Origin of the sequence: Paenibacillus maysiensis (assembly GCF_000520815.1) — a bacterium.
Lineage (GTDB): Bacteria > Bacillota > Bacilli > Paenibacillales > Paenibacillaceae > Paenibacillus > Paenibacillus maysiensis.
This window is the reverse complement of the sequence record NZ_ASRY01000319.1, coordinates 1-25,048: the sequence shown is the minus strand read 5'-3', so window position 1 is coordinate 25,048 and position 25,048 is coordinate 1. Positions and strand designations below refer to the sequence as shown.

The following is a 25,048-nucleotide window of genomic DNA, read 5'->3' as shown; positions in this document are numbered from 1 at the left end:
GGGACTCCACCTTTCTCATCCGCATTTTATGCTACTGAGATAGCGTTCAAGCCATTCCAAAAATAACTCCATTTCCTTATACGTGATATCACCTATATTGGCAATCCGGAACGTATTTAGTTTCTCAAGCTTGCCGGGATAAATCATAATACCTTTGCTGTAAAAATAATCATGCATAGATTGAAAATCATAACCTGCACAATGAGGTTCAAGAATGGAGGTAATGATTTTGGAATGATGCTCTTCGGGAATGATATAGCTTAGACCTAACCGGGCTAACCCGTTAATTAAGGTTTTCCAGGATGTCGCGTATCTTTCGTACCTTTTATCCACCCCCTCTTGCTTTAATTCCTCAATCGCTTGTTTAAGCGCATATAAGGTTTGGACTGGAGGAGTAAACCGCATCTGCCCATGTTCCACAAAATAGCGGTATTGAGCATACAAATTCAAATAATAACTTCTTGGTTTCTGGCCTTTCAAATTCTCCAATTTGCTTTTGTCGGCTATCACAAACGAAACCCCGGCCATTCCCTGTAAGTTTTTGTTGGAGCTTGCCGCCAGGTAGGCAATGTTCATTTCCTTCAATTGAATTGGAATGGCCGCAAATGAGCTCATGGCATCCACAATCATGTCGATTTGATACCTTTTGCACAATTCTCCGATATCCTTTATCTTGTTAAGCAGGCCCGTTGTCGTCTCGTGATGTACGACGGCCAGATGGGAGACGGTGCGTTCGGAGGATTGGATATATCTTTCTAATTCAGCCAAATCAATAGCATCATCGGGAGGACTTTTGAATTCAAAATAGTCCACTCCATAAACCTTCGCTATCTCGCACATCCGTTTTCCATAGGCTCCATTGCTGACAATGACCACTGCATCGTGATTCGGGACCGAACTGATGATGGATTCCACCGCTGCAGTACCCGATCCGCCAAACAATATGGTCGCATAATGATCCGGGTCTGCAACCAGCCGGGTAAGCTCTGTAGAAATATATTCCATGATTTGGCCAAATTCGGCTTCACGAGGACAAATATCCGGAACCACCTGTGACCATTTCACACTTTCTGTCGTCGTTGCCGGACCAGGGGTAAGCAAAATGTTTTTCTTGACGGGAGAACTCATGAACCACCCACTTCCTTGCCCTTCAAAGGATCGTTATGAATGAAACGCTCCAGACGTTCTTTTACTTCGTGAGGCTTCATATGCGGACGAGCAAGCTGATCCTTGGAATCTTTGGATATTTTCATGCATAAAAATGTAAGTTTCTTATTTAATTTCCATTCTTGTAAAAAGTATTTCAGTTCCTCGAGACTGTGAACAAGAATCGACTTTGTATACCCGCAGGAAGCGGCAATATCTATAAAATCAATATTATGAGATACCGTACTTTGCCCGCCTGTTGATTCATGGGCGTTATTATCGAGCAGAATATGAACCATATTGGCTGGATGGTAATACCCGTTGGTTGCCAGGCTCCCCATACGCATCAACAGAGATCCGTCTCCGTCAATCACGACGATGTTTTTGCTTGATTGGCTCAGAGCCAACCCTAGTCCAAAGGAACCGATGCATCCCATAGAACCTACCATGTACAAGTTGTTATCCGCATCTTCAATTTCATAAAGTTCGCGCCCGGTTTTACCAGTTGTTGCGAGCTGTACGGTATTACTGTCTTTCATGGAGTTAATCGCAGCTAATGCATCATACCGCGTAGGCATTTGGTGGTCCCCATGACCATGCTGCCGGATCTGATTTAAATGAATGGAGGTTTGCTGTTTTTGTAATGGTTCTTTGTCAAAAGTCCCTTTCTTAACGACAAAAAAGAACGGGCGATGTCGGGCAATTTGCTCATTAGCCTGGATCAGCTGATTTTTGGCCTCCTCTAAATCCTTGGAGAGATACTGCCATTCCACATCCATCAAATCCAGCATTTGCGTTGTAATCTGGCCCATTAGTTCATGCTGAGGCTCGTCATGTATCCCCGGTTCTCCACGCAGGCTGACAAATCCAAGCAGCGGAATACGAAAAGGGTAAGTAAGAGAGGTCAATGGCGAAACAGCGTTGGTCAGTCCTGAATTTTGCATAAGGACTACCGACTTCTTCCCCCCTATATAAGCTCCGGATGCAATGGCGACCGCATCCCCTTCGTTAGCCGCTGCAACATAATCGCATTCGTTTATGGCATAATTGATCAAGCTTTTCAAGAAGGAGCATGGAACACCGCTGAAAAAGGTAAATCCTAGTTTTTTCAGCTCTTCTCCTAACAATTTCGTGTCCATTATACGCGCTCACCCGAATCCGGTTCTGACGATGGAAGGTATTTTCGTTCCGCAGCTTGCAGCTCTTCGACCCCTTGAAGGCGGAATACTTCTTCGATTGTTGCGACGTCCTTTTCGATATGAACAAGACTTTCATCCCGATAAATTCGGTCAGATAATTGTTTCATAGCTTGAATGGATGCTCTCAAATTATGGTTTGCCCAAATCACGAGGCTAATCCCCATCTCCTGAAACCTGACGGTTGGAGTCGTATAGTATTTGGTAGGCACGATCACTATCGGCAATCTTCCGGCCCATTCCTTCATGAACGCTTCAATCTCTGTGACATCCGATCTTTTGCTGTGTATAAATACGGCATCGGCTCCTGCCTTCCGGTACGCCTCCGCCCGCTGCAGTGCCACCTTAAGCCCTTTCCCGGCAATAAACGCCTCTACTCTGGCCACCACCGTAAAATCCGCGTCCGTTTGCGTATCTTTCATCGCTTTAATTTTCCCGGAAAACTCTTCGATATCAGCCAAGGTCTGCCCTTGACCGTTAATGAAAGAATTCATTTTGGGGAACCGCTTATCTTCGATGCATACCCCCGCAATATGACGCTGCTCCAGTTTCTTCACCAGCCGCCTTGCATTATTGAAGTTGCCGTACCCCGTATCTCCATCCAGTAAAATCGGGATGGAGGTAGCGTCACTCATGAATTCCAAAACATCCAATACTTGCGTCCAGGAGGCCTCATTGTTGTCCCTTACTCCCATCGCTGCAGAGATGGATAACCCGCTGGCCCAAATTCCTTTAAACCCCGCCTCCTCCACAATTTTAGCTGACAGACCATTATGGGCTTCCATGATAAACTCTGGTTTTTGGGAATTGACCAAGTCTCTAAGCTGCTTTGTTTTTTTCATTGAAACTAACTCCTTCTCCCTTAAAAATAACGTGCATGGAATCTACTTTCGTATAAGACTCTTGTTTCTCATGATCGTGTTGATCATAGTAGGATCGGGAATTTGAGTAAATAACATATGTCCGGGGTGTGAATTAGCCTCGATAATCCAAATACGCCCTTTTTTATCTATGGCAATATCGACCCCCAATTCGCGAACCGGATGCCGTTCATTGATCGTTTTGGCAATGATGACGGATAGTTTGGAGATTTTACGAAAACAGGCATCCGCTTTCGTGCGGTTGTGCTTAAAAAGACTGAAAAGCACTCGATGCAAAGATACTGCATGCCCTCCTTTAAGATAATTGGTAACATATTTATGAGGTGCCGCGACACGGGCGGCCACGCCGGAAATAACCCATTCCCCCCTTGGCTTCTGCAAGTATATCCTCGTGTCAAAAATCGACCCGTGGTACTTAGCTAATCGAAGTCCTTTCTGTACCAAATACCGGTGTCTGGATTTCCGGTATGACTTAATTGCTTTTAAGACAAAACGAGATCCAACAACCTTTCGACTTGAACCCCTACGAACCTCATATCCTTTTTTCAATCTCTTGACCCGGATGATCCCGCTGCCACCACTCCCGTGATTAGGTTTTATGAAGACCGATGAATAGGTATTCAGCATCCGCGAGGTCCTTGAATCCGTAAACCAGTGGGTTTCAGGTAAATGCGGACGCAAAACGGGATGTTGAAACATTTCTTTATGCTTTTTCATTTTTCCAATGGGCACTTGTCATCCCTCTTATCTTTTTGGGTTTTTGCGCATACAGTATGCATATGCATCCAGATCCCCTTCTGCGTGGGCCGCTACCTCTGCTACAAACCAAGATTCATGTCACACAACGGCACAACCTTTCGGACAGGCTCGGGGTTCGGACCAAGTCCGCAAGCCCGCCGGGCAAGCTGAAAACAAATTAAAAGACTCTCTATTTATTTAAGTTAAGACTTGAAATATAACCCATTTTAACCGATATATTAAGGGTAATTATGTAATTGTTTCAACAATCTTGTTAGAAGGAGTGTTTAAAATGTCTAGTATCTTTAATCGAAAGGCCAGGCTCAGCTTGTTGCTGGTAGCCGTCATTGCTCTCGTTATTCAAGGTTCTATAGGAGGAAACCCGCGTGTGGCCCAAGCAGCCGACAATGTGATTAATGCCAAGGATTTTGGCGTTAAACCCAACTCGAATTCCTCACAATCCAGGGAAATCCAGAATGCGTTAAAGTATTTCTACGATCAGGGAGTGGAGGGAACCGTCTATTTCCCAAAAGGCACATACTTGGTTGACGATTCGATCCGTTTATATGCGGGGGTCAGTCTGAACGGTGATGGAATGGGCAAAACGATTTTCAAAAAAACAGGGTCCAAAAACCAATATGTTATTGGTAATCCAATTCTACGAGACAATTCTGACCGATTAAACGTGAAGTTATCTAATCTTACGATTGATGCAGACCGTACGGACCGTGAAGCCCGCGGCGAAAGTCAGGTAGGCGGTATTATTATAGATGTGGCCGTATCACACCTCACGCTGGATCGCGTGGAGATTTGCGATACAACGATTGGAGCGTTGCTTCGCAGAACCAGAGATTCAGAGATTACCAACAGCCGATTTGACCGGAATAATGGACATGCTATTGCTACCGGACACGAAAGCTTTCCAGCAGGTGAATTCCGCAACGTAAATATTACGAACAACCAGATTACCAACTCGGGTGGAGGCAGTGGGATCAATCTGTCACGCGCAACGTACACGACGGTCACTGGAAATCAAATCATTAATAAAACCCATCAATCTGACGGATATGCTGGCATTCGTATCCCTAATAACGGTGCCAACAATACCGTAACCAATAATGTGATTGAAAATTACCCGCGTGGAATCTTTGTATTGACTGGAGCGACAGGTAACAACGTATACGGGAATACGGTGAAAAATGCATCCCTGCAAGGTCTGCTGGTCCAATCGGATGGCAACACATTTACAGACAATAAGTTCTTTCAGACCAACTCTTCACTCAACCCGGAAGCAGTCATTCGCCTTTCCAGTGCAAACAACAATAAGGTGATCGGTAACGAGATGACTACGTACTCCGGATTTTCCAGCATAGGAATACGTGTCACCGATTCAAGCTCCAATGAAATTAAAGATAACATCACAGATACTTCGGGCAAATCAGTCAGTATTGAGGGTGGGAGCAATAATGTGAATACAGGCAACCGTAATCGGTAGTAGAATTATGTACTATGCGAGTACGTCCGTTTCCGTTACAATATGTCAGTGTGATTCTGGCATCGGCAGATTGACGCGTACTTGAACATTATTGGAGGCTTCTATTTTTTCATGCAAAACGAATCTCATTCTAACGTAAAAATCGTAACGGCCGATCCGAGCGCGATCGGTCTGTTTGGCTTGGCTATTGTAACGCTTGTGGCTTCATCCCAAAAGCTCGGTCTCACTGAAGGCTTGAGCTTCATCATCCCTTGGGCAATCTTCCTTGGTGCCTTTGCACAGCTGTTTGCCTGCATTCAGGATGCAAAGCATAATAACACCTTTGGCATGACGGCATTCGGCGCTTACGCTTTCTTCTGGTTAGCTATAGCTAGTAGCTGGATGATCAAAATGGGCGTATTCGGCCCTGAGCTGGCTTCTGCTATAGACGGTAAACAGCTCGGTTTTGCCTTTGCGGGCTATCTCATCTTCACGCTGTTCATGACCATTGGAGCAATGGAGACGCATAAGGTTCTGTTTTTTATCTTTGTATTGATTGATTTTCTGTTCCTCGGTCTTAGCTTCGATGCATTCGGTGTTGCTCCTGAGGTATTCCATACCATCGCGGCTTATGCTGAAATGGGAATTGGTCTGCTCTCGCTGTACGGTACAGGAGCCGCCGTTCTGAATGCTCACTTCGGCCGTACGTTCCTGCCTGTAGGACGTCCCTTCGGCATTTTCAAACCACGCCCTTAGCTGTATATGTAAGCCCGCAAAGCCGCCTTTCGCGCCGATCCGCGTTGAGGACGGCTTTTTGGGTTATGACGTTGTTGGTACTATTCTGCTTGCCAATTTGGCATCCGCTCTGCCGGATAACGAAGGCCCGCTGCCATCCCTACAGGAATGATCCCATTAATAGCTTCCATCTCCTGCGCGGATAAAGTGACATCGACTGCCCCTGCATTTTCCTCCAAATACTTCACCCGTTTGGTGCCTGGAATCGGAACAATCCCCTCTTGCGCAAGCAACCATGCCAAAGCGAGTTGAGAAGGCTTAACACCTTTTTGAGCAGCAAGGTCCTTAACATGCTGCACAAGATCCAGATTTTTCTGGAAGTTTTCCGGCTGAAAACGCGGCATTAAGCGACGAAAATCGTCTTCTGCGAAATCATCAAACTTCTGGATTTCCCCGCTCAAAAAGCCGCGTCCCAGCGGGCTATAAGCTACGAATTCGATACCCAGCTCCTTACACGTCGGAATAACCTCATCTTCCGCTTCCCGGCTCCATAAGGAATATTCCGTTTGCAGGGCTGTAATCGGGTGTACCTTGTGAGCACGTCGAATGAGCGCAGGAGAAGCTTCGGATAGTCCCAGATAGCGGACTTTTCCTGCCTGAACCAAGTCACTCATCGCGCCCACCGTTTCTTCGATAGGTACATTCGGATCGACACGGTGCTGGTAGTACAAATCAATCACATCTACACCCAGTCTTTGCAGGCTGCGATCACACGCTTCTTTCACATATTCAGGACGCCCGTTTACACCCAGAAATGCACCATCTTCTCCGCGCATAATCGAAAACTTGGTAGCCAATACAACCTCATCACGGTGGCTCCGCAGAACTTGGCTGATCAGTTTTTCATTTTTACCTACACCGTAGGTATCTGCTGTGTCCCAGAAGTTTATTCCCAGCTCCAGCGCACGATGAAGCGTTTTGATCGACTCCTGATCATTCAACTCGCCATAATATTCAGACATCCCCATGCAGCCCAGACCCAGTGCAGATACTTGAAGGTCGCTGTTACCCAGTTGTTTCTTTTTCAACTTCAATCACTCCTATTATTGAAAGAATGGCCCATCCGTATTTCTAATTAACACGTCACATCTATCATGTTACTACTTCAAGTTAACTTGAAGTCAAGCGGTATCTAACTTGAAAGTGGAATTATTATGTAAGAACAGAAGCGCTTCTGAAGCTTCTGGACGGTGAGGACATTCATTTACAGAGCCAAGGCTTCTTCCGTAATCTTTTTAATATCAATGGATGAAGGCGTTTCTTCCTTTACCATATCCGGCAGGATATTTTCCAAAAAATAATCCACGCATTTTAATTGAATGTTTTTAATTTTCACAAGCGCATTACGATACATGACTATAAATTCTTTTTCGGTATTTCCCCGCTGTAGTTCGGCAAATGCTTCGTACACCTGATCCATCTTGTCAGCAACCTCAAGGATTAAGCCTTCGACAGAATCATCCTTACCTTCCCGTAGCTGTTTGCGGAAAATGGCTTTAAAATCATCCGGAATATTCTCTTCAATAAAATACTCAATCATACCTTCTTCGACCTGCTGGATTAATAACCGGAGCTCCTTGGAGGAATGCTTAACAGGCGTTTTAATGTCTCCAATAAAAATCTCCCCATAATCGTGGCTGCTTGTGATCTCGTAAAGCTTTTTCCAGTCAATGCTTACGCCGTTTCGCTCTTCAATATCAGCCAGCGTCTTGGCGTACTGCACCACTTTCCATGAATGAGCAGATACGCTGTGTTCCTCAAATTTAAACTTGCCCGGACAACGTATGATTCTTTCCAGCTCATTTAGCGACCGAAAATACGTGTGAATTCCCATCATTGCATCCATCCTTTAAAATATATGAGATAGTAAATATAAACCCAACTATAAACCTCAACTATTAACAGCAGATTATCGCAGTATAAAGTGGATACTCACACATATAGCACATAAACCAATTTTGCTATACACTTTATAAAAGAGCAGTTTGCAAAAATCCAATAAGCGACTTCTAATGAACAATATATAGATCGAAATGCTCTAGTTCGTCTATATATTGAACTTTGGAGCGACTGGAATCGAATTTTGCAAAATCCTAAAAAAAGTAAAAAGTGGTGAAACCGTTGTTCAAAATCTTGCTAATTGAAGATGATCAGACTTTGTTCCATGAAATGAAGGAGCGGTTAACTCAATGGAACTATGATGTGTATGGCATCCATGACTTTAATAAAGTCATTCAGGAATTTACAACGATAAAGCCTGATCTGGTCGTGATAGATATTCAATTGCCGAAATTTGATGGGTTTCATTGGTGTCGAATGATTCGATCCCACTCTAACGTCCCTATCATTTTCTTATCATCTCGTGATCACCCTACGGATATGGTGATGTCGATGCAGCTTGGAGCAGATGATTTTATTCAAAAACCGTTTCATTTTGATGTACTTATTGCAAAATTACAGGCGACACTTCGCCGCGTATACAATTACAATACAGAACCCGTCTCTCTCAAAACATGGTGTGGAGCCACGGTCGATTACGAAAAGAATGTAGTTGCCAATGAGACTGGCTCCATCGAATTAACCAAGAACGAAATTTATATTTTAAAGCTGCTGATTGAGCAAAAAAACAAAATTGTCTCCCGGGAGGAATTAATTAAAAGCCTATGGGATGATGAACGTTTTGTCAGCGACAATACCCTGACCGTCAACTTGAACCGCCTGCGAAAAAAGCTGGATGAGCTGGATTTGGGCCGTTTCATTGAAACGAAGGTGGGGCAAGGCTACATAGCCATAGAAGAGGCACCTGCCTATGATTAAAAAATATCTTATGGAAAGGCGAAGCTGGATTCTGCTATTTGTATGTCAGCAATTCCTGATCCTGTTCATCGCTTATGTGGATGCTGCAATCCCGTTGATGCCGATCCTTTATATTGTCTTCTTATCTATGATGATTTTCTTGGTTTTCTTAATCGTTCGCTATCCTAAGGAAACCAGATTCTATACAGCACTGGAAGAATGGGAAAGCCCTCTCGAATTAACGGGTATAGGTGAACCCGAGAGTCCGTTTGAGCAAATCATTGAACAAAAAATCACTGACCAGACCGAGCGGTTACAACAGATCATCTCGCAAAATCAATTAACACTTGAACACGAAAAAGATGAACTATTATCCTGGATTCATGAGGTAAAAACACCTTTGACCGCCATGCATTTGATGATTGAGCGATTGGACGATAAGCCCCTAAAAGCTCAGTTAACCTATGAATGGCTACGAATTCACTTACTGCTGGACCAGCAGCTCCATCACAAACGCATATCCTTTATTGAAAATGATTTGTATGTCGAGCAAGTGGATTTAAAATCTCTGGTTTTTAAAGAGATCAAAGCCTTACAGTCATGGTGCATCCAAAAAGGGATCGGCTTTGACATCCAATTGGAGCAAATGGAAGTGCTAAGTGATGCCAAATGGCTTGCTTTTATCGTCAGACAGCTCTTAACCAATGCCATCAAATATAGCGATGCCAGTGATATTATCATTCACAGCTATAAACAAAAGGATCGAATACGGCTTGAGGTCCAAGACTTTGGTCGCGGTATTGATCCGAAGGATATACCCCGTATTTTCGAGAAAGGTTTTACATCCACGACCCAACATTCTGATCATACTTCAACGGGCATGGGATTATATTTAACGAAAAAGGCAGCACAGTCCTTGCTCATACATATAGATGTGCACTCCAAACCGAATGTGGGTACGACCTTCACTTTAATTTTCCCCAAACGAAATGATTTCGTGAGCATGGTGAGCATGTGACAGAGATGTCACATGCTTTTATGTATTGTTCGCCCAATCAAAGGAAAAACATCGGCCCTATTTTTATAATAAAGCTACAAGAATAATAAGGAGTGCATCGAAGTGAATATTTTAGAAGCCCATAAAATTCATAAAAGCTACGGTAATAAGTTAAATATGCAGGAGGTTTTGAAGGGAATTGATATCCTTATTGAAGAAGGCGAATTTGTCAGTATTATGGGAGCCTCTGGTTCAGGTAAAACCACACTGCTGAATGTTCTTTCCTCCATTGATAAAGTGAGCCAAGGTTCCATCAAAATCAATGATATCGAAATGACGAAAATGAAGGAAAAGCAACTGGCTGAATTCCGCAAAAAGCATTTAGGGTTTATTTTTCAAGAGTATAATCTGCTGGATACGCTAACCGTGAAGGAGAACATTCTCTTACCCTTATCCATCACCAAAACGCCTAAAAAAGAGGCCAACCGAAGATTTCAGGACGTGGCTACAGAGCTGGGAATTTATGAGTTGAAGGATAAGTACCCCAATGAAATCTCGGGTGGACAGAAACAGCGTACATCTGCGGCCAGAGCGTTTATTCATGAGCCCAGTATTATTTTTGCCGATGAACCTACGGGTGCGCTGGATTCCAAATCCGCTTCCGATTTGTTAAACAAGCTGGGCCAGTTAAACCAAAAGCGCAAGGCAACCATTATTATGGTCACGCATGATCCTGTCGCAGCCAGCCATTGCAGTCGGGTCATTTTTATTAAGGATGGGCAAATGTATACGCAGCTTCATAAAGGCGGGCAGGAAAGACAAAGCTTCTTTCAGGATATCATGAGAACCCAAGGGGTCTTAGGTGGGGTCCAATATGAACATTAATCAACTCATCCTGAAAAATTTGAAAAAAAACCTGAAAAATTATTACCTGTATGTCTTTGCTCTCATTTTCAGTGTTGCGCTCTATTTCGCTTTTGTCACATTACAATATGATCCCTCCATGGACGAAGTGAAGGGTTCAGTTAAGGGCGCGGCTTCCATACGTACAGCATCCGTCCTGCTGGTCGCCATTGTCTGCATCTTCCTGTTGTATGCTAATAATATTTTCATAAAAAGACGCAGCAAAGAAATTGGCTTATTTCAATTAATCGGAATGACCAAAAATAAAATTTTTCGCATCCTGAGTGCTGAAAACTTAATTCTATACTTCAGTTCCCTGTTTATTGGAATCGGAGTTGGATTTTCCTTTTCCAAATTAGTGATCATGATTTTATTTAAGACGACGGGCGTCGAAGCCATTGCCACTCTATATTTCTCTAACCAGGCACTTATTCAAACACTCATCGTTTTTTGTATCATCTACCTGTTGATCATGCTCATGAATTATTCCTTTATCAAAAGACAGAGTATTTTGTCTTTGTTCAGAGTGACCTCAACCACCGAAGGGAAAATCAAGAAAATATCTATCTATGAGATGATCATCGGGATCATTGGAGTTTCATTCATCGCTGTAGGATACTATGTTTCTTCCAAATTGTTTGGTGGGGACTTTACATCCATGAATGAATTATTTATGGCTATGGTGTTTATTTTGGGCACTGTCATCATTGGAACACTTCTTTTTTATAAAGGATCTATCCGCTTTATTTCAAATATCATCAGAAAAAGTAAAGGTGGCTATTTAAACATCAATGAGGTGCTGTCTCTGTCATCCATTATGTTCCGCATGAAATCGAATGCTTTATTACTGACCATTATTACGACGGTATCGGCACTTGCCATCGGTTTACTCTCCTTAAGCTATATCGCCTATTATTCTGCGGATCAAGCAGCTGAGGACAATGTGCCTTCCCATTTTGCAATGACGAATGTACCGGATGCAGAGAAATTCACAACGTTACTTCATGAGCATGATATAAAGTATCGTGAAAAGAAAATTGAAGTCATTCAAGTCAGTGTGGACACAGCGCAAATCATGGAAACTCCTCTGGAAGGAATAAATATCGGTGCGAATTCCATGACGCTGCCTGTCATAAGCGATCAATCTGTGGAGGGTACGGATGTATCTCCAGGTCAAGCGATTTTAACGGGCTATAATGATCTGTTACAGAAATTTATGTCCTTGAAAAACTTTGGTCCATTGGATTTGAAGGGAAAAAAAGAAGTCGTACATCAACAATATTTGGGTCTAAAAAAGGAGTATGTGATTCCCTACTATTTTACAGCCGGGGGACTACCCACTGCCATTGTAGACGAAACCATATTTGAGCGGTTAAAGAAAGATGTAAATCCTGAGATTCAAAAGAAATCATCCTTATATATTGGAATTAATATGATGAATGCAGAACAAATTGAAGAAGCAAATCGTCTCTTTACAGCTGCGAATTTTAATGATCAACAAACATCACGCCTTGAAATGAGCAGCAATCAGAAGCGGAACATGGGAGTGATCATGTTTGTAGTTGGATTTTTAGGACTCACCTTTCTCATTACATCAGGCTGTATCCTTTATTTTAAGCAAATGGATGAGAGCGAAGACGAAAAAGCTAATTATACGGTGTTGAGAAAATTGGGGTTCACACAAGGTGACCTGCTTAGAGGCATTAAAATAAAACAACTCTTTAACTTCGGCATTCCATTAGTGATTGGCCTTTCACACAGCTATTTCGCCGTCCAATCCGGCTGGTTCTTGTTTGGAACCGAAATTTGGATGCCTATGATCATCGTTATGGTACTATACACCGCCTTATATTCCATTTTCGGGATACTATCCATCCTGTATTATAAAAAAGTCATTAAAGCAGCATTATAATCGAAAAAAATCCAAAACTCACACCGGAGGTTGTTAAAGATATATACTTTATTTTTGCAACCCTGCTGATCCTTGTTGTATTTATGCTGATAAAACTGTGATAAAATATAGTTAAGAAGAACATAATAAAGAAAGAGCAAGGATGCGTTAACATCCCTGCTCTTTAGCAACAGCCGCTTTTAAGGGCGGTCGGCTATAGTTTAGATCAGTGAAGATAGACCGTTTACCTTGTCCGAGGGCGGTCTATTTCTTTTTGTTTTGGTTCAACGCAATAACAATCGTGACGATTAATCCGATTAACGCAATAATTAGCGTACCGAACATCATCATTAATGTCAGAGCATCTTTAACCTCCACAGGCATCACCTCCTTTGCAGGAGACTAGCCAACCGCCCATCTAAGCCATTGTTGTTAAGCAATATTATGACATATGGATATGGATATGGATATGTTATTAGTAAAAATTAAAACTCTCTTATGCTGTACAAGCCTCGCATACTCCGTTACTTACATCTTTCCTCTCTCAGCTTTCTACAGGGAAAAGTGCATCATAGGCAGGACAAGGCAGTTTGTCGAGAAACTCTTGAAGCGGCTTCGGTTTATTTTTGTAAATATCCTTTAAGGATGTTCCATTATAAATATTGCCGATGACCACAGGATGGCATAGTTCACATATCAGGATGTCCCCGTTCCCGTGAAGATGGAGCTGTTTTTTACCATCAACACAGTTGGAAAAATATACGCCCGGCTGCTCCTTGAAGCCTAAAGCTTCTGCAAAACGATCCATACAGGTGAAATACAGCACGGTGTCGTCCTTTTTATGTGCGATTAAGTCATGAACGGAACGGACAAGTGCTTCCTTGGTGGAGATGGCGTTCCAGTTGGTATGATCCATCACAATGCTGTTTTGGATTTCATGGATGCGCACACCGAGTTCATATACCTTTTCACTAATAGCTGGCATATTGTTCTGCGTCTCCGCAAACAGCAACGTCTCCAGCACCGTTTCCAGCTTGGCTTCGGTACACAACCGGATATTTTGAACGATTTTCTCATACATGCGAGGGTGAACATGATAATATGCCGCATATTTTTCGGGGTCTGTGAAGTTGAAGGAGATATGGATATTGGAAAGTCCCGCGTCACGCAACCTCTCAATCCGTTCAGGACTGAGCAAGCTGGCATTAGTGTTGAGCTGGGTAGCGATTCCCTTGCTCGAACAGTGAGCCACAATGTCCAGACAATCCTGATACTTCAAGGTCACCTCTCCCCCGGACAGCCTCACGCGTTTTAAGGTGGGGATTTCATCGATGATGCGTATCACTTCTTTACTACTGATGCATTGTCCATCATTCCGCTGGTATGCGCAGCAATAATCGCATTTGAAATTACAATTGGAGGTGACTCCAACTTCTAGCCCCTCCAACTCGTAAATACCCGGCTTTTCCAGTTCAAGCGATTTATATTTATTCTCTGTAGTCACTTCCATGACCCTCCCAATCTCAGGCTTGTGTCTTGAATTCCCTTGAGATTATACAGAATGGGAGCGGTTTGGAGATATGACATTGGTATCGTCTGGCGGTAAAATCATAGTTATACTTACTTATTTTCATCAGAGAGACGTTTGGATATATCCGTGACATTCATTCCTTCTTACGATAGTTGCCCCCTAATTGTGAGCGATATGTGAACCGGGCATACTTTTCATTTCCCAATCCATACTGAATATATCTGTTGGTAATGGAGGCGGAAGGTAGTGGACAAAAAGATGAACCTGCTCATGTTCAGCGGGGATTACGATAAGGCGATGGCTGGACTGATTTTGGCGAATACGGCTCGGGAATTGGACGTGGACGTGACGATGTTTTTTGCGTTCTGGGGACTATTTCTGGTTCGTGATCCTGATAAAATGACGCTTGAGGACAAAACGATTTATGAAAAAATCATGGGCTGGATGACTCCAAAAGGACCTGAGGAGCTGCCGTTGTCGAAAATGAATTTTAGCGGTCTAGGCAAGCTGATGCTGACGGAAATGATCGAAGATAACGAAGCCCCGAAGCTGATTCACTTTTTGAAGGGGGCACGGAAAAAGAATGTCAAATTTTATGCCTGCAAGCTATCGGTGGACATTATGGGTTTTAAACCCGAAGAATTCATTCCTGAATTAGAAATTATCGAGGCCAAAACGTATCTCAAAGATGCGCTCGAATCGGATATGCAGCTGTTCATATAAGCTGTACGCACGCCTTGTCCGGCTTTCGGATGAGGCTTTTATTTTGACAAAATGATGACACTTAACTAATTTTTTTAACCCATTCAGGCCTACCTACGTACCCTAAGAAGACAGAACGACTTGGGAGGCGCCGTATGCTCATGGCTCGAATTGGAAGCAGTAATTGCAGGTATCAGCCTTCTAACGAGGCTTATTTCCAAAGGTATCGCGAAAGTACAATCGGATATCACCAGACCTTTGAATCTCCATATGGACAAAAAAAGCTGATTTATGCGGATTGGGCAGCCAGCGGCCGTCTGTATGGACCCATCGAGTCGAAAATAGCTAATGAATTAGGCCCTTTTGTGGCGAATACCCATACGGAGTCTAATTTGACAGGTACTCTGATGACCCAAGCCTACGAAGAGGCGAAGCAAATCATTAAGAACCACGTTCATGCTGGCGAACACGATATCATCCTGTTCGCCGGGTCTGGTATGACGGGAGCGGTAAATAAGCTTCAGCGGCTGTTAGGATTGAAAATACATGAAAAATTAAAGCCCCTATACCCCATCGCCGAAAAAGAACGCCCCCTTATTTTCGTTACACACATGGAGCATCATTCCAATCATATTTCCTGGGCAGAAACCATTGGAGACGTCGTATGCCTTCCTCCGGGTCCCGGCGGGATTGTCGATCCAGCTCATCTCGAACGACTGCTGCTTCAATTCCAGTATCGCCCTATCAAGATTGGCGCCTTTACAGCCTGCTCCAATGTTACAGGGTTCGAAGTGCCGATTTACAAGCTATCCCGCAAAATGCACGAACATGGCGGCGTTTGTTTCGTTGATTTTTCGGCAAGTGCACCTTATGCCGAGATCAACATGCACCCCACAGATCCCCTTGAGAAACTGGACGGGATTGTATTTTCTCCCCATAAATTTCTTGGTGGTCCCGGTACAAGCGGCGTTTTAATTATGGATTCGAGGCTGTGCCTCAATTGTGCTCCGGATCAGCCCGGAGGCGGCACGGTAAGCTGGACCAATCCTTGGGGGGGATACGAGTATAAAGATAATATTGAAGCCCGTGAGGATGGAGGAACTCCTGCTTTTCTACAAGCCATTCGAACGGCACTCTGCATTCGGCTAAAAGAACAGATGGGACAAAAGCGCATGTTGGAGCGCGAAAATGAACTAACGTCGTTATTGTTAAACGGGTTGGACAAAATACCAGGCCTGCACGTTTTAGGTGGAAGAAGCCAAAAACGACTCGGAATCGTTTCTTTCGTTGTTGACCATATCCACTACAATCTGATCGTAAAATTATTGAATGATCGGTTCGGAATTCAGGTCCGCGGCGGTTGCTCCTGTGCAGGAACGTATGGACACTATTTACTGGGCATCGATCAACAAACCTCTAATCAAATGACAAGCCTAATCCATGCGGGAGATTTATCGCGAAAACCGGGCTGGGTGCGCCTATCCCTCCATCCCATAATGACGAATCAGGAAGTCTTCTATATCACCTCTTCCATACGTGCAATTGCAGAAAACATCATGACATGGCAAAAAGATTATACCTATCAACCAGAATCGAACGAATGGCGATCTATGAATGAATATAACAAAATAGACATCAGCAAATGGTTCAATTTTAGCAATTAAGAGACTTTTGTCCGTTTCCTTCTTTCAAAGGATCTCATAGGATACACCGTAAGATTGGTATATTACTATATGAGGAAAGAAGTGACGACAATGGGTTTTAATTTTCGCAACAGTACCAATGCAGCTATCTTTGTGGTCTTTGCCTACCCGGATTTCGGCTGCAGTCCTGTTAACTACTCTAAAACGGGCTGGTACCGTGTTAACCCCGGTCAGACCATTCAGGTGTGGAGTGGCTACGCAGGCGGTAACACGTTCTATTATTACGGTGAGGATGATTTTGGTCGCGAGTGGCGGGGTTCATACTTCACTCAAGTTCCTGAGACGGCCTTCAATTGGTGCTGGAATACAGGCTGTTCCACTTGTAGAAGCGTGGGACTACGGAGAGTCACAGTTGGCCCGTTCGTCCTGAACTACACCATCAACTTTATAACGAGCAGCAGTCAAAGAAAACCTGCATCTTCCACACTCCGCATGACACTGCCTTCAAAAGCAACACAAGAAAAGCCTATTTTACGCAGAGTCCCTGCAACACCTAAGAAACTAAAACAAGGGAAACCTCTATTGCAAAAACGCATCGCGCATAAAAAACGGACCAAATAAATAATTGGGCATTTCGCAAAACAGGCTAGCTAAGCCAAGCTAAAGAATTACCTTTTCATCTCGTATACACAGATTTTTTTAGAACCCAAAAAAGGAGCGACCTCACCCCCATGGTCTGCTCCTTTCTCTTTTATCTATTGAGGTAAATCCGCTTATTTACTCTCGGATTCCCACTTGGATATCTCTTCGCGAACTCGTGGCGCTACCTCTGTCCCCAATAGCTCAATAGCTCTCATGACATCATCATGCGGCATCGTGCCTACAGGTACGTGCAACAGAAAGCGTGTAATGCCTACCTGCTTGCGCAGGTGAATGATTTTCTTGGCAACCGTATCGGGATCGCCTACATACAACGCCCCTTCAAAGCTACGCGCGGCATCAAAGCTGGAACGAGTGTAAGGACCCCATCCACGCTCCCGCCCAAGCACATTCATACTCTGCTGGGTGGAAGGGAAAAACTTATCGGCTGCAAGCTCGGTATTTTCTGCGATAAAACCATGTGAGTGTGATGCAACCGGAAGTAATGATGCGTCATGCCCTGCGTGCGCAGCCGCTTTTTTATACAGCTCCACAAGCGGCGCAAACTGCACAGGGCTACCGCCAATAATCGCCAGAACCAATGGTAACCCGAGCAAACCCGCGCGAACCACAGATTCCTGATTGCCTCCGCTACCAATCCATACGGGCAACGGATTTTGAACCGGACGTGGATACACGCCCAGATTATTGATCGCAGGCCGATGTCCACCTTTCCAGGTGACTTTTTCAGAATCCCTTATTTTCAACAACAGTTCGAGTTTTTCATCAAACAGTTCGTCATAGTTATCTAAATCATAGCCAAACAGCGGGAAGGATTCGATAAAAGAACCCCGGCCTGCCATGATTTCAGCTCGTCCATTCGAGATGCTGTCCAGCGTAGCAAAATCCTGAAATACACGTACCGGATCATCCGAGGAAAGCACCGTAACCGCGCTGGTCAGCCGAATCCGCTGGGTCTGCGAAGCAGCAGCAGCTAATATTACCGCAGGAGCAGATGCCGCATAATCTTTACGATGATGCTCTCCCACGCCATATACATCCAGCCCTACCCGATCTGCAAGCACAATCTCCTCGACAACTTCACGTATTCGTTGCGCATGACTGATGACCTCACCCGTTTGTGTATCCGGCGTTGTTTCTACAAATGTGCTGATACCTATCTCCACTTGCCCTACCCCCTACTTCAATCTCTCGTTCCCATCGGCTGCTTTGTAAGCAAACCATTTTAAAAACCGATATCTTTATTTTGAACTTTTTTTATAACTTTTTCAAGCTCCGCCTTCTAAATATGGAACCGGCTTAAGAGAACCTGAGGATTTCCCGCAGGAAACGATATCTTTCTGTCGAATATTTTTATGGAATAAAAGAGATTTCAATCCTCACAGCGTGAATACAACAAGGGGGCTCATACATCCATGGCTTTTGTCATCAATAACCTAAAGGATAACAGCAATGTTGCCATCACAGACCAATTAGGTGGATTTACCGTATTGGAATACATATCGGATTTAAGCTGCACCTCGGTTGCGGCTGCGGAAGCTAATTACTATATGAGCAAAAGTAACATGCGCCGCAAGCAGCTCATGATCGAAATCAACAATAGCGAAATTATGATGAAGGCGGGAGCTATGCAATATACTGTGGGTAGCATGGAAATGACTACCGGCGTAAAGGGCGTGGGAGGCTTAATGCGAAATTTGGTGTCCGGTGCTGTAACAGGAACAGGTGCCATCAAACCTCACTATAAGGGTACGGGTACGATTATGCTGGAGCCTACTTATAGTTACATTTGGCTCATCGATGTCGATAATGATCACATTGCTATTGAAGATAGCCTGTTTTTAGCTTGTGAAACCACACTGGACATATCCGTCGTTGCCCGCAGCAACCTTTCCTCAGCCGCACTTGGTGGAGAAGGATTATTTAATTTAAGCGCTCGGGGAAAAGGAGTTCTTGCCCTGCAAGCGCCGATCCCTTCCGAAGAAGCTGTTATTGTAGAATTGCAAAATGATATCCTAAAAGTGGACGGCAATTTTGCCCTCATGTGGTCCAATACCTTACAGTTTACCGTCGAGAAATCTGGAAAAACCAAAATGGGCTCTGCCGCTTCCGGCGAAGGGCTTGTCAATGTGTACAGGGGAACAGGAACCGTTTGGCTGGCACCTTTATAAACAAAGCACTTGCCAAGGAGAAGCGTCTAGCTTCTTCTTGGCTTAATCCTCATTGAACTGAAAAGTGTCTCTGTTGCTGTTGGTCCATCTATGATTATGATTCTACCTCCTGAAGCTGTCCGAATATAAAGAAAAAACCCTCTTATATCAAAGAGTTTTTCCAGTACAAACTCCAAACTCGTTGGGTTGCATTAACATAGCCTTTAGTTCTTTTTCACAAACTCCGATTTTAATTTCATCGCTCCGAAGCCATCAATTTTGCAATCAATATCATGATCGCCTTCCACTAGACGGATATTCTTTACTTTTGTGCCGATTTTCAGGACGGATGAGCTTCCTTTGACTTTAAGGTCTTTAATGACAGTTACAGAATCACCGTCCTTCAGAACGTTACCATTGGCATCTTTGATGACTTTTACATCTTCGTTATTTGCTGCTTCTGAATCGGAAGACCACTCATGAGCGCATTCCGGGCAAATGAAAAGACTCCGATCCTCGTACGTGTATTCTGAATTACATTCCGGGCAATTTGGCAAATTAGACATCGTCTTATGTACTCCATTCATTATCAATTCTACACCTGTGATCGTCCTATGAACAAACCTTGCTCCAAGCCCTCCTTGGAGTTCCTTACAAGTATATTGGATAATCAGCAACGATTCCACTTATGGAGGAAATTAGCTTGGGATTTTCCCTTCCCTTTGAAATGATTATGATGATTGAAAAAGGATGCCCGCCTCGTTAGGTAGCATCCTTCATCATAAGCAAAATCATATATTGAAAATGTACTCTACGGCATGTTTATGCCTTTGTTTGCTCAACCAGCTCACGAATTCCTTGGCTAAGCGGCGTAAGCGGGCGTTTCAGAAGCTTCTCGAAATCGTTGCTTACAACATCCAAAGCTCCTTCGCGAATCGCTTGTTGAATACCGACCACAATAGGGATTGCGGCTTCAGGTACGCCCGCACCAAGCATAATGTCGGCATACGCAGTATCGTCTACCTGCTGTACAGGCACATCCTTACCCAGCACCTCAGCAAGAATCGCCGCAAACTCTTCTTGGGTAATCAACTTGCCGGAAAGCTCATATATTGTGTTTTCATGCCCTTCGCCGGATAATACGATTGCCGCCGCTTGCGCATAATCTGCACGGGCAGCCCAACCTACTTTACCGGAACCTGCTGAGGTCAGCCAAGGAGCCCCGGCCAGCACGGATTGAATCGTGCCTGCTTCATTTTCAAGATACCAGTTATTGCGCAGGAAAGAGTAAGGGATACCCGATTCGCGAATGAATTCTTCCGTTATACGATGTACAGGTGCAAGGAACAGAGTGCTTTCAGCCGCTTTGGCAACGCTGGTATAAGCGATGAAGCCTACTCCCGCACGTACAGCAGCATCCACAGCAGCCTTATGCTGGCGGATTCTCGTATCATTATCGCCGTCTGCGGATATAATCAGCAGTCGGTCTACACCAGCAAACGCTTGGTCCAGCGTCTCCGGTTTATCAAAATCGCCATGACGAACGTCAACGCCACGGGCACGCAAGTTTTCTGCTTTTTCCGGATTTCTCACGCTAACAATAAGGTCTTCTGCCGATACGGATGCAAGCAACGCCTCTACCACGATGGAACCCAGTTGCCCGGTTGCTCCTGTTAATGCGATTTTCATATGAAATCCTCCATTCAAATTTTATTTACCTTTCTATAGTAACTATAAATATGACGCTTGTCTAATTTGGAATTGATGAATACATGGCTGCTGTCAGCAAATTAAATGTTAGGCGGATTGATGCATTAAAGCGAATTGTTAAAGAGGTGCGCGGGGCGTTTGAATAAAAGGGCGCTCGGGGCGCTCCGCTCAGGATTTAGGCTCATATTCGCTCAATTTTCCTTCATAAATCAAATGCAGTCGGTCGCTTTGCCGAAAATCATCCGGCGTAATAAGAGCGGGCAACTTGTTCCATATTTTTATGCCGGATCGCTGTAAAATTTCTGCGACGAATTGCGAACAAAAATAGGAATTACTGAACTCGACCGGTTCTTTGAGTGCAATACCAATCAAACCCAGTAAGTTATACATATATTTTTGACGACTTCGGATAAAGACGTGTAGGACCCGTTTCATTTTTTCGACTTCACGCTCGGTTACTTGAAGCTCGTAGATGACACATGTTGTATTCGGAAATCTGCTGTATGTACCTGTCTTTATATCCTCTTTCACGAAACCACCATCCAGCGGGTTATTGGGGGTCTTTCTCCCGAAGCTGTATAACTCCGAAAGCTCCCGGTTGAAGGAAATGGAGGCATGATTGTATGGCGCCCTCGTATAGCTTTTAATGACTCTCGTAAGAAATGTTCCCGTATTCGTAAGCAAGATAAAGACGGATTGATCAGCTGCCATTTACGAAATTTCTCCTTATCAAGTTTGGATTATTCCTTCATAATAACATAGGAACCCTATAATGGACTCCTACCTCGCGATAAGTTGGTGATTGGCAATGGACAGCTCGCTATTAACGTTAATCCTTATTTTTACAGCCTTATTGGCTATCCAACTGATTTATGTTGTGATCGTCAAAACACAGCCCAACAAAGACTATGCAGCCATCGGACTTCGCATCAAAACCTGGTGGGGCATGTTCTTTATCTTTTGCTTGGCAACTCTTTTTAATCCGATTGTTGCACTGCTTTCCCTGATGGCACTCACTTTTTTTGCGCTGAAAGAATATTTCTCCATGATCAAATCCAGAAAAGCCGATCGCAGACTTTTTTTGTGGGCGTACTTGGCGATTCCTGTGCAGTTTTATTGGATTTATATCGGGTGGTACGGGATGTTTATTGTCTTTATCCCTATTTATATATTCTTGCTCCTGCCGCTCCCGCGATTGATCAATAAAGGAACGGTCGGTTTTCTGCGCAGTGTCAGCTCGACCCAGTGGGGGCTTATGCTGATGGTTTTCGGGCTAAGCCACTTGGCCTATTTTCAGTTTGCTACGCCGCAATACGGGGCGAAACTTGTACTTTTTCTAGTGGTGTTGACGCAGCTCAATGATGTTGCACACTATCTGGCATCACTCTATTTCGGGAAACGGAAAGTGGTGCCGACCTCCAACCCAAATTTAACTTGGGAAGGCTTTGCATTCGCGTTTATCGTGACGATAGGGGCTTCATATCTGATCTATCCCTACCTGACGCCATTTGATCTGAAATTCGGGCTCATTTTTGGTATGCTAATCAGCTTGAGCGGCTTCTTCGGCAGCTTAACGGTTTCCGTGCTGAAGCGAGATTTATTAATTGGCGATGACGACAAGTTCGATGCTTTGAAAAAAAGCTACTTAAGCCGGGTCGATAGCTTGACCTACACCTCACCCGTCTTTTTCCACGTGATCCGTTATTTTTTCGACTTTATGTAGTGATTCTAAGGACCACCTCTCACCTCGTGGTGAGAGGTTTCAAGCTTTTTCAAGATAAGGTTCTTAAATAGAACAATTAATATTTGGGGTATGAAAACAATAAATACGTGTGCCAGCACAATGAATGGCAAGGAGGAAATAAAAATCGCGGCACCTTGGCCTTCCCTCATACGCTCAACGAAAAACCACCACATAGGTACGGATACAAGCCACATCAATATATTTGAAATAGCTAAATAACGAAGATTTTTCCACAAAAAACAAAACAATATCGCAAGGATCGCTGGAATAGTCCATGAGCCGATCAAGCGACCATTGCTCAATATTACGAATGCCGCAATAGGATAGAGAATTGCAATGACCACCTGGACTATTCTATTATCATAAAGCCTCAATTTGTGTCCTCCTTTTTTCATCGGCAAACAGGGTGTAGAACTCAGGCTCCTTACTAAAAACTTCTCAGACCTGAGCGGTCTTCTTCAGGCAACAACTTAGATCTGGAAATGGCTGAACTTACACCTCTTCCAACGAAATGGTTTCATATTCGTTCATATGTACCGTTGCAGGGCCTTCCTGATCCGGCTGACCCCTTCACGAATTTTGCTTTCATTCAGATGCCCATAGCCCATTAGCAGCCGGTTCCCTTCGAGCTGTGCCGCAAATACACTTTCGCTACGGAGACATTCTTGCAAGTCCTCTCGGAGCGGGAGTTGGAACTCTGCTACCAAATGCAAGCCAGCCGGCCGGCCGCATACCCGGTATTGCCCTGTAAAGTGCTGCTCCAGACTATCAAGCAGGACTTGACGCCGTTTGGCGTACACTTTCTTCATTTTATGTACATGTTTATGAAGGAGTCGCTTCCTGATATACCGGCTCAGTACAATTTGCTCCAGGCTCGCCGTCTGGTAATCCGCCAGTTGCTTTAACCGGATAAAATCGGCGACACGTGACGGAGGAAGAACAATATAGCCAATCCGCAGTGCGGGGAACAAAATTTTGCTAAACGTCCCGACGTATAGCACCCGTTCCGGGTCTAGGCTCTGCAAGGAGTGAACAGGCGCCCCATCATACCGGAACTCACTGTCATAATCATCTTCGAGTAGCAGGCACCCTGTCTGGGCTGCATACCGAATGAGCTCGATTCGCCTTTGGATCGGCAGGATGCCCCCCAGCGGGAACTGGTGCGAGGGTGTCAGATACGCCAGTTTGGGGTGATTTATTTGCGGCAGATCCGCTGTTATAACTCCCGAATCATCAACAGGCATGCTCCGCAGTGTTGCCCCTGTAGCCGACAGGATGCTTTTTAAATCTTCGTTCGTCGGGTCCTCCACCAAGGCTTCGTCCCCCGCAGACAGCAGCAAGCGTGTGACAAGCTGAATCGCCTGTACCGCTCCGCTAGTAATTACGATATGTTCCGGTCTGGCTTTCACTCCTCTGGTGTGAACCAGATAATCGGCCAGCTCCCTTCGCAGCTCGGGCTCTCCAGCAGGGTCGCCATAACCCAGTGCCAGATCGGGAGCCTCTTTGCATACGCTCTGAAGCAAGTCGGCCCATGATTTTCGCGGGAACAATTCCAACGCGGGAAGGCCCGTTCGGAAGGAAATCACCGACACCTCATTTGAATATGGAGTATCCCATGCAGACGCAGACGCTGCGATAGGCGGTGCGGATACATAACCTGGCAGGACGGCTCCCTCGGCTACATAGGTACCTGAACCCGGGCGCGCCGAGGCTAAACCCTCGGCCAGCAGCATTTCATAAGCTTCGAGAATAACATTCCGGGAGACATTCAACTGTAAGGCCAGCACCCGGCTCGAAGGGAGCTTATATCCCGCATGCAGTTCTCCGGCTAAAATACGGTCCCGGATAGTCTGGTACACCTGACGCAGCATCGGAACTGCCACATTCTTATCGATAGATACCCACATACGCTGTCCCCCTAAAGCGGTACTGTCAAAAACCTCTTCAACTGGATCTACAACAGACCAATTCCTATTGTTACAGTATATATCAATATCTGTACAAGAGGTGAGAAGGAATGAACAAACCAACCCTTTCGACTTACATGGAATTACTGATCGCAACCGTCATTGTCGGCAGTTCTGTGGTAGC

General features: G+C 44.5%; 25 protein-coding genes. 11 read left to right on the top strand and 14 right to left on the bottom strand.

Annotation, left to right across the window (positions count from 1 at the left end; all coding sequences use genetic code 11):
* Window positions 1–15: 15 nt before the first annotated feature.
* Genes L696_RS0125800 through L696_RS0125785 form a run of 4 tightly spaced genes read right to left on the bottom strand, consistent with a single transcriptional unit; the run spans window position 16 to window position 3,955 of the window.
* A complete protein-coding gene (locus L696_RS0125800) occupies window positions 16–1,128 on the bottom strand; it encodes a 2-aminoethylphosphonate aminotransferase (RefSeq protein WP_025686207.1) in 1,113 nt (370 codons plus the stop codon).
* The gene (gene aepY, locus L696_RS0125795) at window positions 1,125–2,285 is read right to left on the bottom strand and encodes a phosphonopyruvate decarboxylase (RefSeq protein ID WP_049827526.1); all 1,161 of its coding nucleotides are present in this window, start codon (window positions 2,283–2,285) and stop codon (window positions 1,125–1,127) included. The genes L696_RS0125800 and aepY overlap by 4 nt, the downstream gene beginning before the upstream one ends.
* Complete coding sequence (gene aepX, locus L696_RS0125790; protein ID WP_025686205.1) at window positions 2,285–3,184, bottom strand: phosphoenolpyruvate mutase; 900 nt, start codon at window positions 3,182–3,184, stop codon at window positions 2,285–2,287. Before aepX ends, aepY begins: the two co-directional genes overlap by 1 nt.
* Window positions 3,185–3,226: 42 nt before the next feature.
* Window positions 3,227–3,955 (bottom strand): YheC/YheD family protein, encoded by a 729-nt coding sequence (locus L696_RS0125785; protein WP_025686204.1) that lies wholly within the window; start codon window positions 3,953–3,955, stop codon window positions 3,227–3,229.
* Window positions 3,956–4,253: 298 nt separating this feature from the next.
* On the opposite strand from L696_RS0125785, the gene L696_RS0125780 reads away from it, so the two are divergent.
* Window positions 4,254–5,456, top strand: a complete 1,203-nt coding sequence (locus L696_RS0125780; protein WP_025686203.1) for a glycosyl hydrolase family 28-related protein — start codon at window positions 4,254–4,256, stop codon at window positions 5,454–5,456.
* A 111-nt stretch (window positions 5,457–5,567) separates the two neighbouring features.
* A complete protein-coding gene (locus L696_RS0125775) occupies window positions 5,568–6,191 on the top strand; it encodes an acetate uptake transporter (RefSeq protein ID WP_025686202.1) in 624 nt (207 codons plus the stop codon).
* 80 nt (window positions 6,192–6,271) lie between these two features.
* Here the strand turns inward: L696_RS0125775 and L696_RS0125770 are convergent, their stop codons facing one another.
* Together L696_RS0125770 and L696_RS0125765 are read right to left on the bottom strand one after the other, a co-directional pair.
* Window positions 6,272–7,258, bottom strand: coding sequence for an aldo/keto reductase (locus tag L696_RS0125770; RefSeq protein WP_025686201.1), 987 nt, complete (start codon window positions 7,256–7,258; stop codon window positions 6,272–6,274).
* Window positions 7,259–7,434: 176 nt separating this feature from the next.
* Entirely contained in the window at window positions 7,435–8,064 is a 630-nt protein-coding gene (locus L696_RS0125765) for a YfbR-like 5'-deoxynucleotidase (RefSeq protein WP_025686200.1), read from the bottom strand.
* Between the two features lie 287 nt (window positions 8,065–8,351).
* On the opposite strand from L696_RS0125765, the gene L696_RS0125760 reads away from it, so the two are divergent.
* From L696_RS0125760 to L696_RS0125745, 4 genes are all read left to right on the top strand, one after another.
* On the top strand, window positions 8,352–9,047 hold the full coding sequence (locus L696_RS0125760; RefSeq protein WP_025686199.1) for a response regulator transcription factor: 696 nt from the start codon (window positions 8,352–8,354) through the stop codon (window positions 9,045–9,047).
* Complete coding sequence (locus tag L696_RS0125755) at window positions 9,040–10,044, top strand: sensor histidine kinase (RefSeq protein ID WP_025686198.1); 1,005 nt, start codon at window positions 9,040–9,042, stop codon at window positions 10,042–10,044. Before L696_RS0125760 ends, L696_RS0125755 begins: the two co-directional genes overlap by 8 nt.
* 102 nt (window positions 10,045–10,146) lie before the next feature.
* Window positions 10,147–10,908, top strand: coding sequence for an ABC transporter ATP-binding protein (locus L696_RS0125750; protein ID WP_025686197.1), 762 nt, complete (start codon window positions 10,147–10,149; stop codon window positions 10,906–10,908).
* Entirely contained in the window at window positions 10,898–12,838 is a 1,941-nt protein-coding gene (locus tag L696_RS0125745) for an ABC transporter permease (RefSeq protein WP_025686196.1), read from the top strand. Before L696_RS0125750 ends, L696_RS0125745 begins: the two co-directional genes overlap by 11 nt.
* Window positions 12,839–13,081: 243 nt before the next feature.
* Here the strand turns inward: L696_RS0125745 and L696_RS32230 are convergent, their stop codons facing one another.
* Together L696_RS32230 and L696_RS0125735 are read right to left on the bottom strand one after the other, a co-directional pair.
* A complete protein-coding gene (locus L696_RS32230; RefSeq protein WP_222822241.1) occupies window positions 13,082–13,195 on the bottom strand; it encodes a putative holin-like toxin in 114 nt (37 codons plus the stop codon).
* Between the two features lie 166 nt (window positions 13,196–13,361).
* Window positions 13,362–14,321, bottom strand: coding sequence for a radical SAM protein (locus L696_RS0125735; protein WP_025686195.1), 960 nt, complete (start codon window positions 14,319–14,321; stop codon window positions 13,362–13,364).
* A 273-nt stretch (window positions 14,322–14,594) separates the two neighbouring features.
* Here L696_RS0125735 and L696_RS0125730 point away from each other — a divergent pair, with 273 nt between their 5' ends.
* From L696_RS0125730 to L696_RS0125720, 3 genes are all read left to right on the top strand, one after another.
* The gene (locus L696_RS0125730; protein ID WP_025686194.1) at window positions 14,595–15,071 is read left to right on the top strand and encodes a DsrE/DsrF/DrsH-like family protein; all 477 of its coding nucleotides are present in this window, start codon (window positions 14,595–14,597) and stop codon (window positions 15,069–15,071) included.
* A 134-nt stretch (window positions 15,072–15,205) separates the two neighbouring features.
* On the top strand, window positions 15,206–16,714 hold the full coding sequence (locus tag L696_RS0125725; RefSeq protein ID WP_025686193.1) for an aminotransferase class V-fold PLP-dependent enzyme: 1,509 nt from the start codon (window positions 15,206–15,208) through the stop codon (window positions 16,712–16,714).
* A 90-nt stretch (window positions 16,715–16,804) separates the two neighbouring features.
* The gene (locus tag L696_RS0125720; RefSeq protein ID WP_025686192.1) at window positions 16,805–17,314 is read left to right on the top strand and encodes a DUF1036 domain-containing protein; all 510 of its coding nucleotides are present in this window, start codon (window positions 16,805–16,807) and stop codon (window positions 17,312–17,314) included.
* A 152-nt stretch (window positions 17,315–17,466) separates the two neighbouring features.
* Here L696_RS0125720 and L696_RS0125715 read toward each other — a convergent pair whose 3' ends face one another.
* Window positions 17,467–18,519, bottom strand: coding sequence for an LLM class flavin-dependent oxidoreductase (locus L696_RS0125715; protein WP_025686191.1), 1,053 nt, complete (start codon window positions 18,517–18,519; stop codon window positions 17,467–17,469).
* Window positions 18,520–18,768: 249 nt separating this feature from the next.
* Between L696_RS0125715 and L696_RS0125710 the strand changes: the two genes are divergently transcribed.
* A complete protein-coding gene (locus L696_RS0125710; RefSeq protein ID WP_025686190.1) occupies window positions 18,769–19,524 on the top strand; it encodes an AIM24 family protein in 756 nt (251 codons plus the stop codon).
* A 203-nt stretch (window positions 19,525–19,727) separates the two neighbouring features.
* Here the strand turns inward: L696_RS0125710 and L696_RS0125705 are convergent, their stop codons facing one another.
* The 3 genes from L696_RS0125705 to L696_RS0125695 form a co-directional block, all read right to left on the bottom strand.
* On the bottom strand, window positions 19,728–20,069 hold the full coding sequence (locus L696_RS0125705) for a zinc ribbon domain-containing protein YjdM (protein ID WP_025686189.1): 342 nt from the start codon (window positions 20,067–20,069) through the stop codon (window positions 19,728–19,730).
* A gap of 256 nt (window positions 20,070–20,325) precedes the next feature.
* On the bottom strand, window positions 20,326–21,192 hold the full coding sequence (locus L696_RS0125700) for an SDR family oxidoreductase (RefSeq protein WP_025686188.1): 867 nt from the start codon (window positions 21,190–21,192) through the stop codon (window positions 20,326–20,328).
* 189 nt (window positions 21,193–21,381) lie between these two features.
* Window positions 21,382–21,924, bottom strand: a complete 543-nt coding sequence (locus L696_RS0125695; RefSeq protein ID WP_025686187.1) for a C40 family peptidase — start codon at window positions 21,922–21,924, stop codon at window positions 21,382–21,384.
* Between the two features lie 97 nt (window positions 21,925–22,021).
* Between L696_RS0125695 and L696_RS0125690 the strand changes: the two genes are divergently transcribed.
* Window positions 22,022–22,936: a phosphatidate cytidylyltransferase gene (locus L696_RS0125690; protein WP_025686186.1), complete on the top strand. Its 915-nt coding sequence runs from the start codon at window positions 22,022–22,024 to the stop codon at window positions 22,934–22,936.
* Between the two features lie 5 nt (window positions 22,937–22,941).
* Here the strand turns inward: L696_RS0125690 and L696_RS0125685 are convergent, their stop codons facing one another.
* Window positions 22,942–23,331 (bottom strand): hypothetical protein, encoded by a 390-nt coding sequence (locus L696_RS0125685; protein ID WP_025686185.1) that lies wholly within the window; start codon window positions 23,329–23,331, stop codon window positions 22,942–22,944.
* A gap of 153 nt (window positions 23,332–23,484) precedes the next feature.
* On the bottom strand, window positions 23,485–24,864 hold the full coding sequence (pdxR, locus tag L696_RS0125680; protein WP_025686184.1) for a MocR-like pyridoxine biosynthesis transcription factor PdxR: 1,380 nt from the start codon (window positions 24,862–24,864) through the stop codon (window positions 23,485–23,487).
* Window positions 24,865–25,048 lie beyond the last annotated feature (184 nt).

Bases quoted from the DNA above. Each gene is read 5' to 3' on its own strand.
- L696_RS0125720 (WP_025686192.1), top strand. From the start codon at position 16,805: ATGGGTTTTAATTTTCGCAACAGTACCAATGCAGCTATCTTTGTGGTC.
- L696_RS0125780 (WP_025686203.1), top strand. From the start codon at position 4,254: ATGTCTAGTATCTTTAATCGAAAGGCCAGGCTCAGCTTGTTGCTGGTA.
- L696_RS0125695 (WP_025686187.1), bottom strand. From the start codon at position 21,924: ATGGCAGCTGATCAATCCGTCTTTATCTTGCTTACGAATACGGGAACA.
- aepY (WP_049827526.1), bottom strand. From the start codon at position 2,285: ATGGACACGAAATTGTTAGGAGAAGAGCTGAAAAAACTAGGATTTACC.
- L696_RS0125705 (WP_025686189.1), bottom strand. From the start codon at position 20,069: ATGTCTAATTTGCCAAATTGCCCGGAATGTAATTCAGAATACACGTAC.
- L696_RS0125765 (WP_025686200.1), bottom strand. From the start codon at position 8,064: ATGGGAATTCACACGTATTTTCGGTCGCTAAATGAGCTGGAAAGAATC.
- L696_RS0125755 (WP_025686198.1), top strand. From the start codon at position 9,040: ATGATTAAAAAATATCTTATGGAAAGGCGAAGCTGGATTCTGCTATTT.
- L696_RS0125710 (WP_025686190.1), top strand. From the start codon at position 18,769: ATGGCTTTTGTCATCAATAACCTAAAGGATAACAGCAATGTTGCCATC.
- L696_RS0125690 (WP_025686186.1), top strand. From the start codon at position 22,022: ATGGACAGCTCGCTATTAACGTTAATCCTTATTTTTACAGCCTTATTG.
- pdxR (WP_025686184.1), bottom strand. From the start codon at position 24,864: ATGTGGGTATCTATCGATAAGAATGTGGCAGTTCCGATGCTGCGTCAG.
- L696_RS0125725 (WP_025686193.1), top strand. From the start codon at position 15,206: ATGCTCATGGCTCGAATTGGAAGCAGTAATTGCAGGTATCAGCCTTCT.
- L696_RS0125700 (WP_025686188.1), bottom strand. From the start codon at position 21,192: ATGAAAATCGCATTAACAGGAGCAACCGGGCAACTGGGTTCCATCGTG.
- L696_RS0125800 (WP_025686207.1), bottom strand. From the start codon at position 1,128: ATGAGTTCTCCCGTCAAGAAAAACATTTTGCTTACCCCTGGTCCGGCA.
- L696_RS0125775 (WP_025686202.1), top strand. From the start codon at position 5,568: ATGCAAAACGAATCTCATTCTAACGTAAAAATCGTAACGGCCGATCCG.
- aepX (WP_025686205.1), bottom strand. From the start codon at position 3,184: ATGAAAAAAACAAAGCAGCTTAGAGACTTGGTCAATTCCCAAAAACCA.
- L696_RS0125745 (WP_025686196.1), top strand. From the start codon at position 10,898: ATGAACATTAATCAACTCATCCTGAAAAATTTGAAAAAAAACCTGAAA.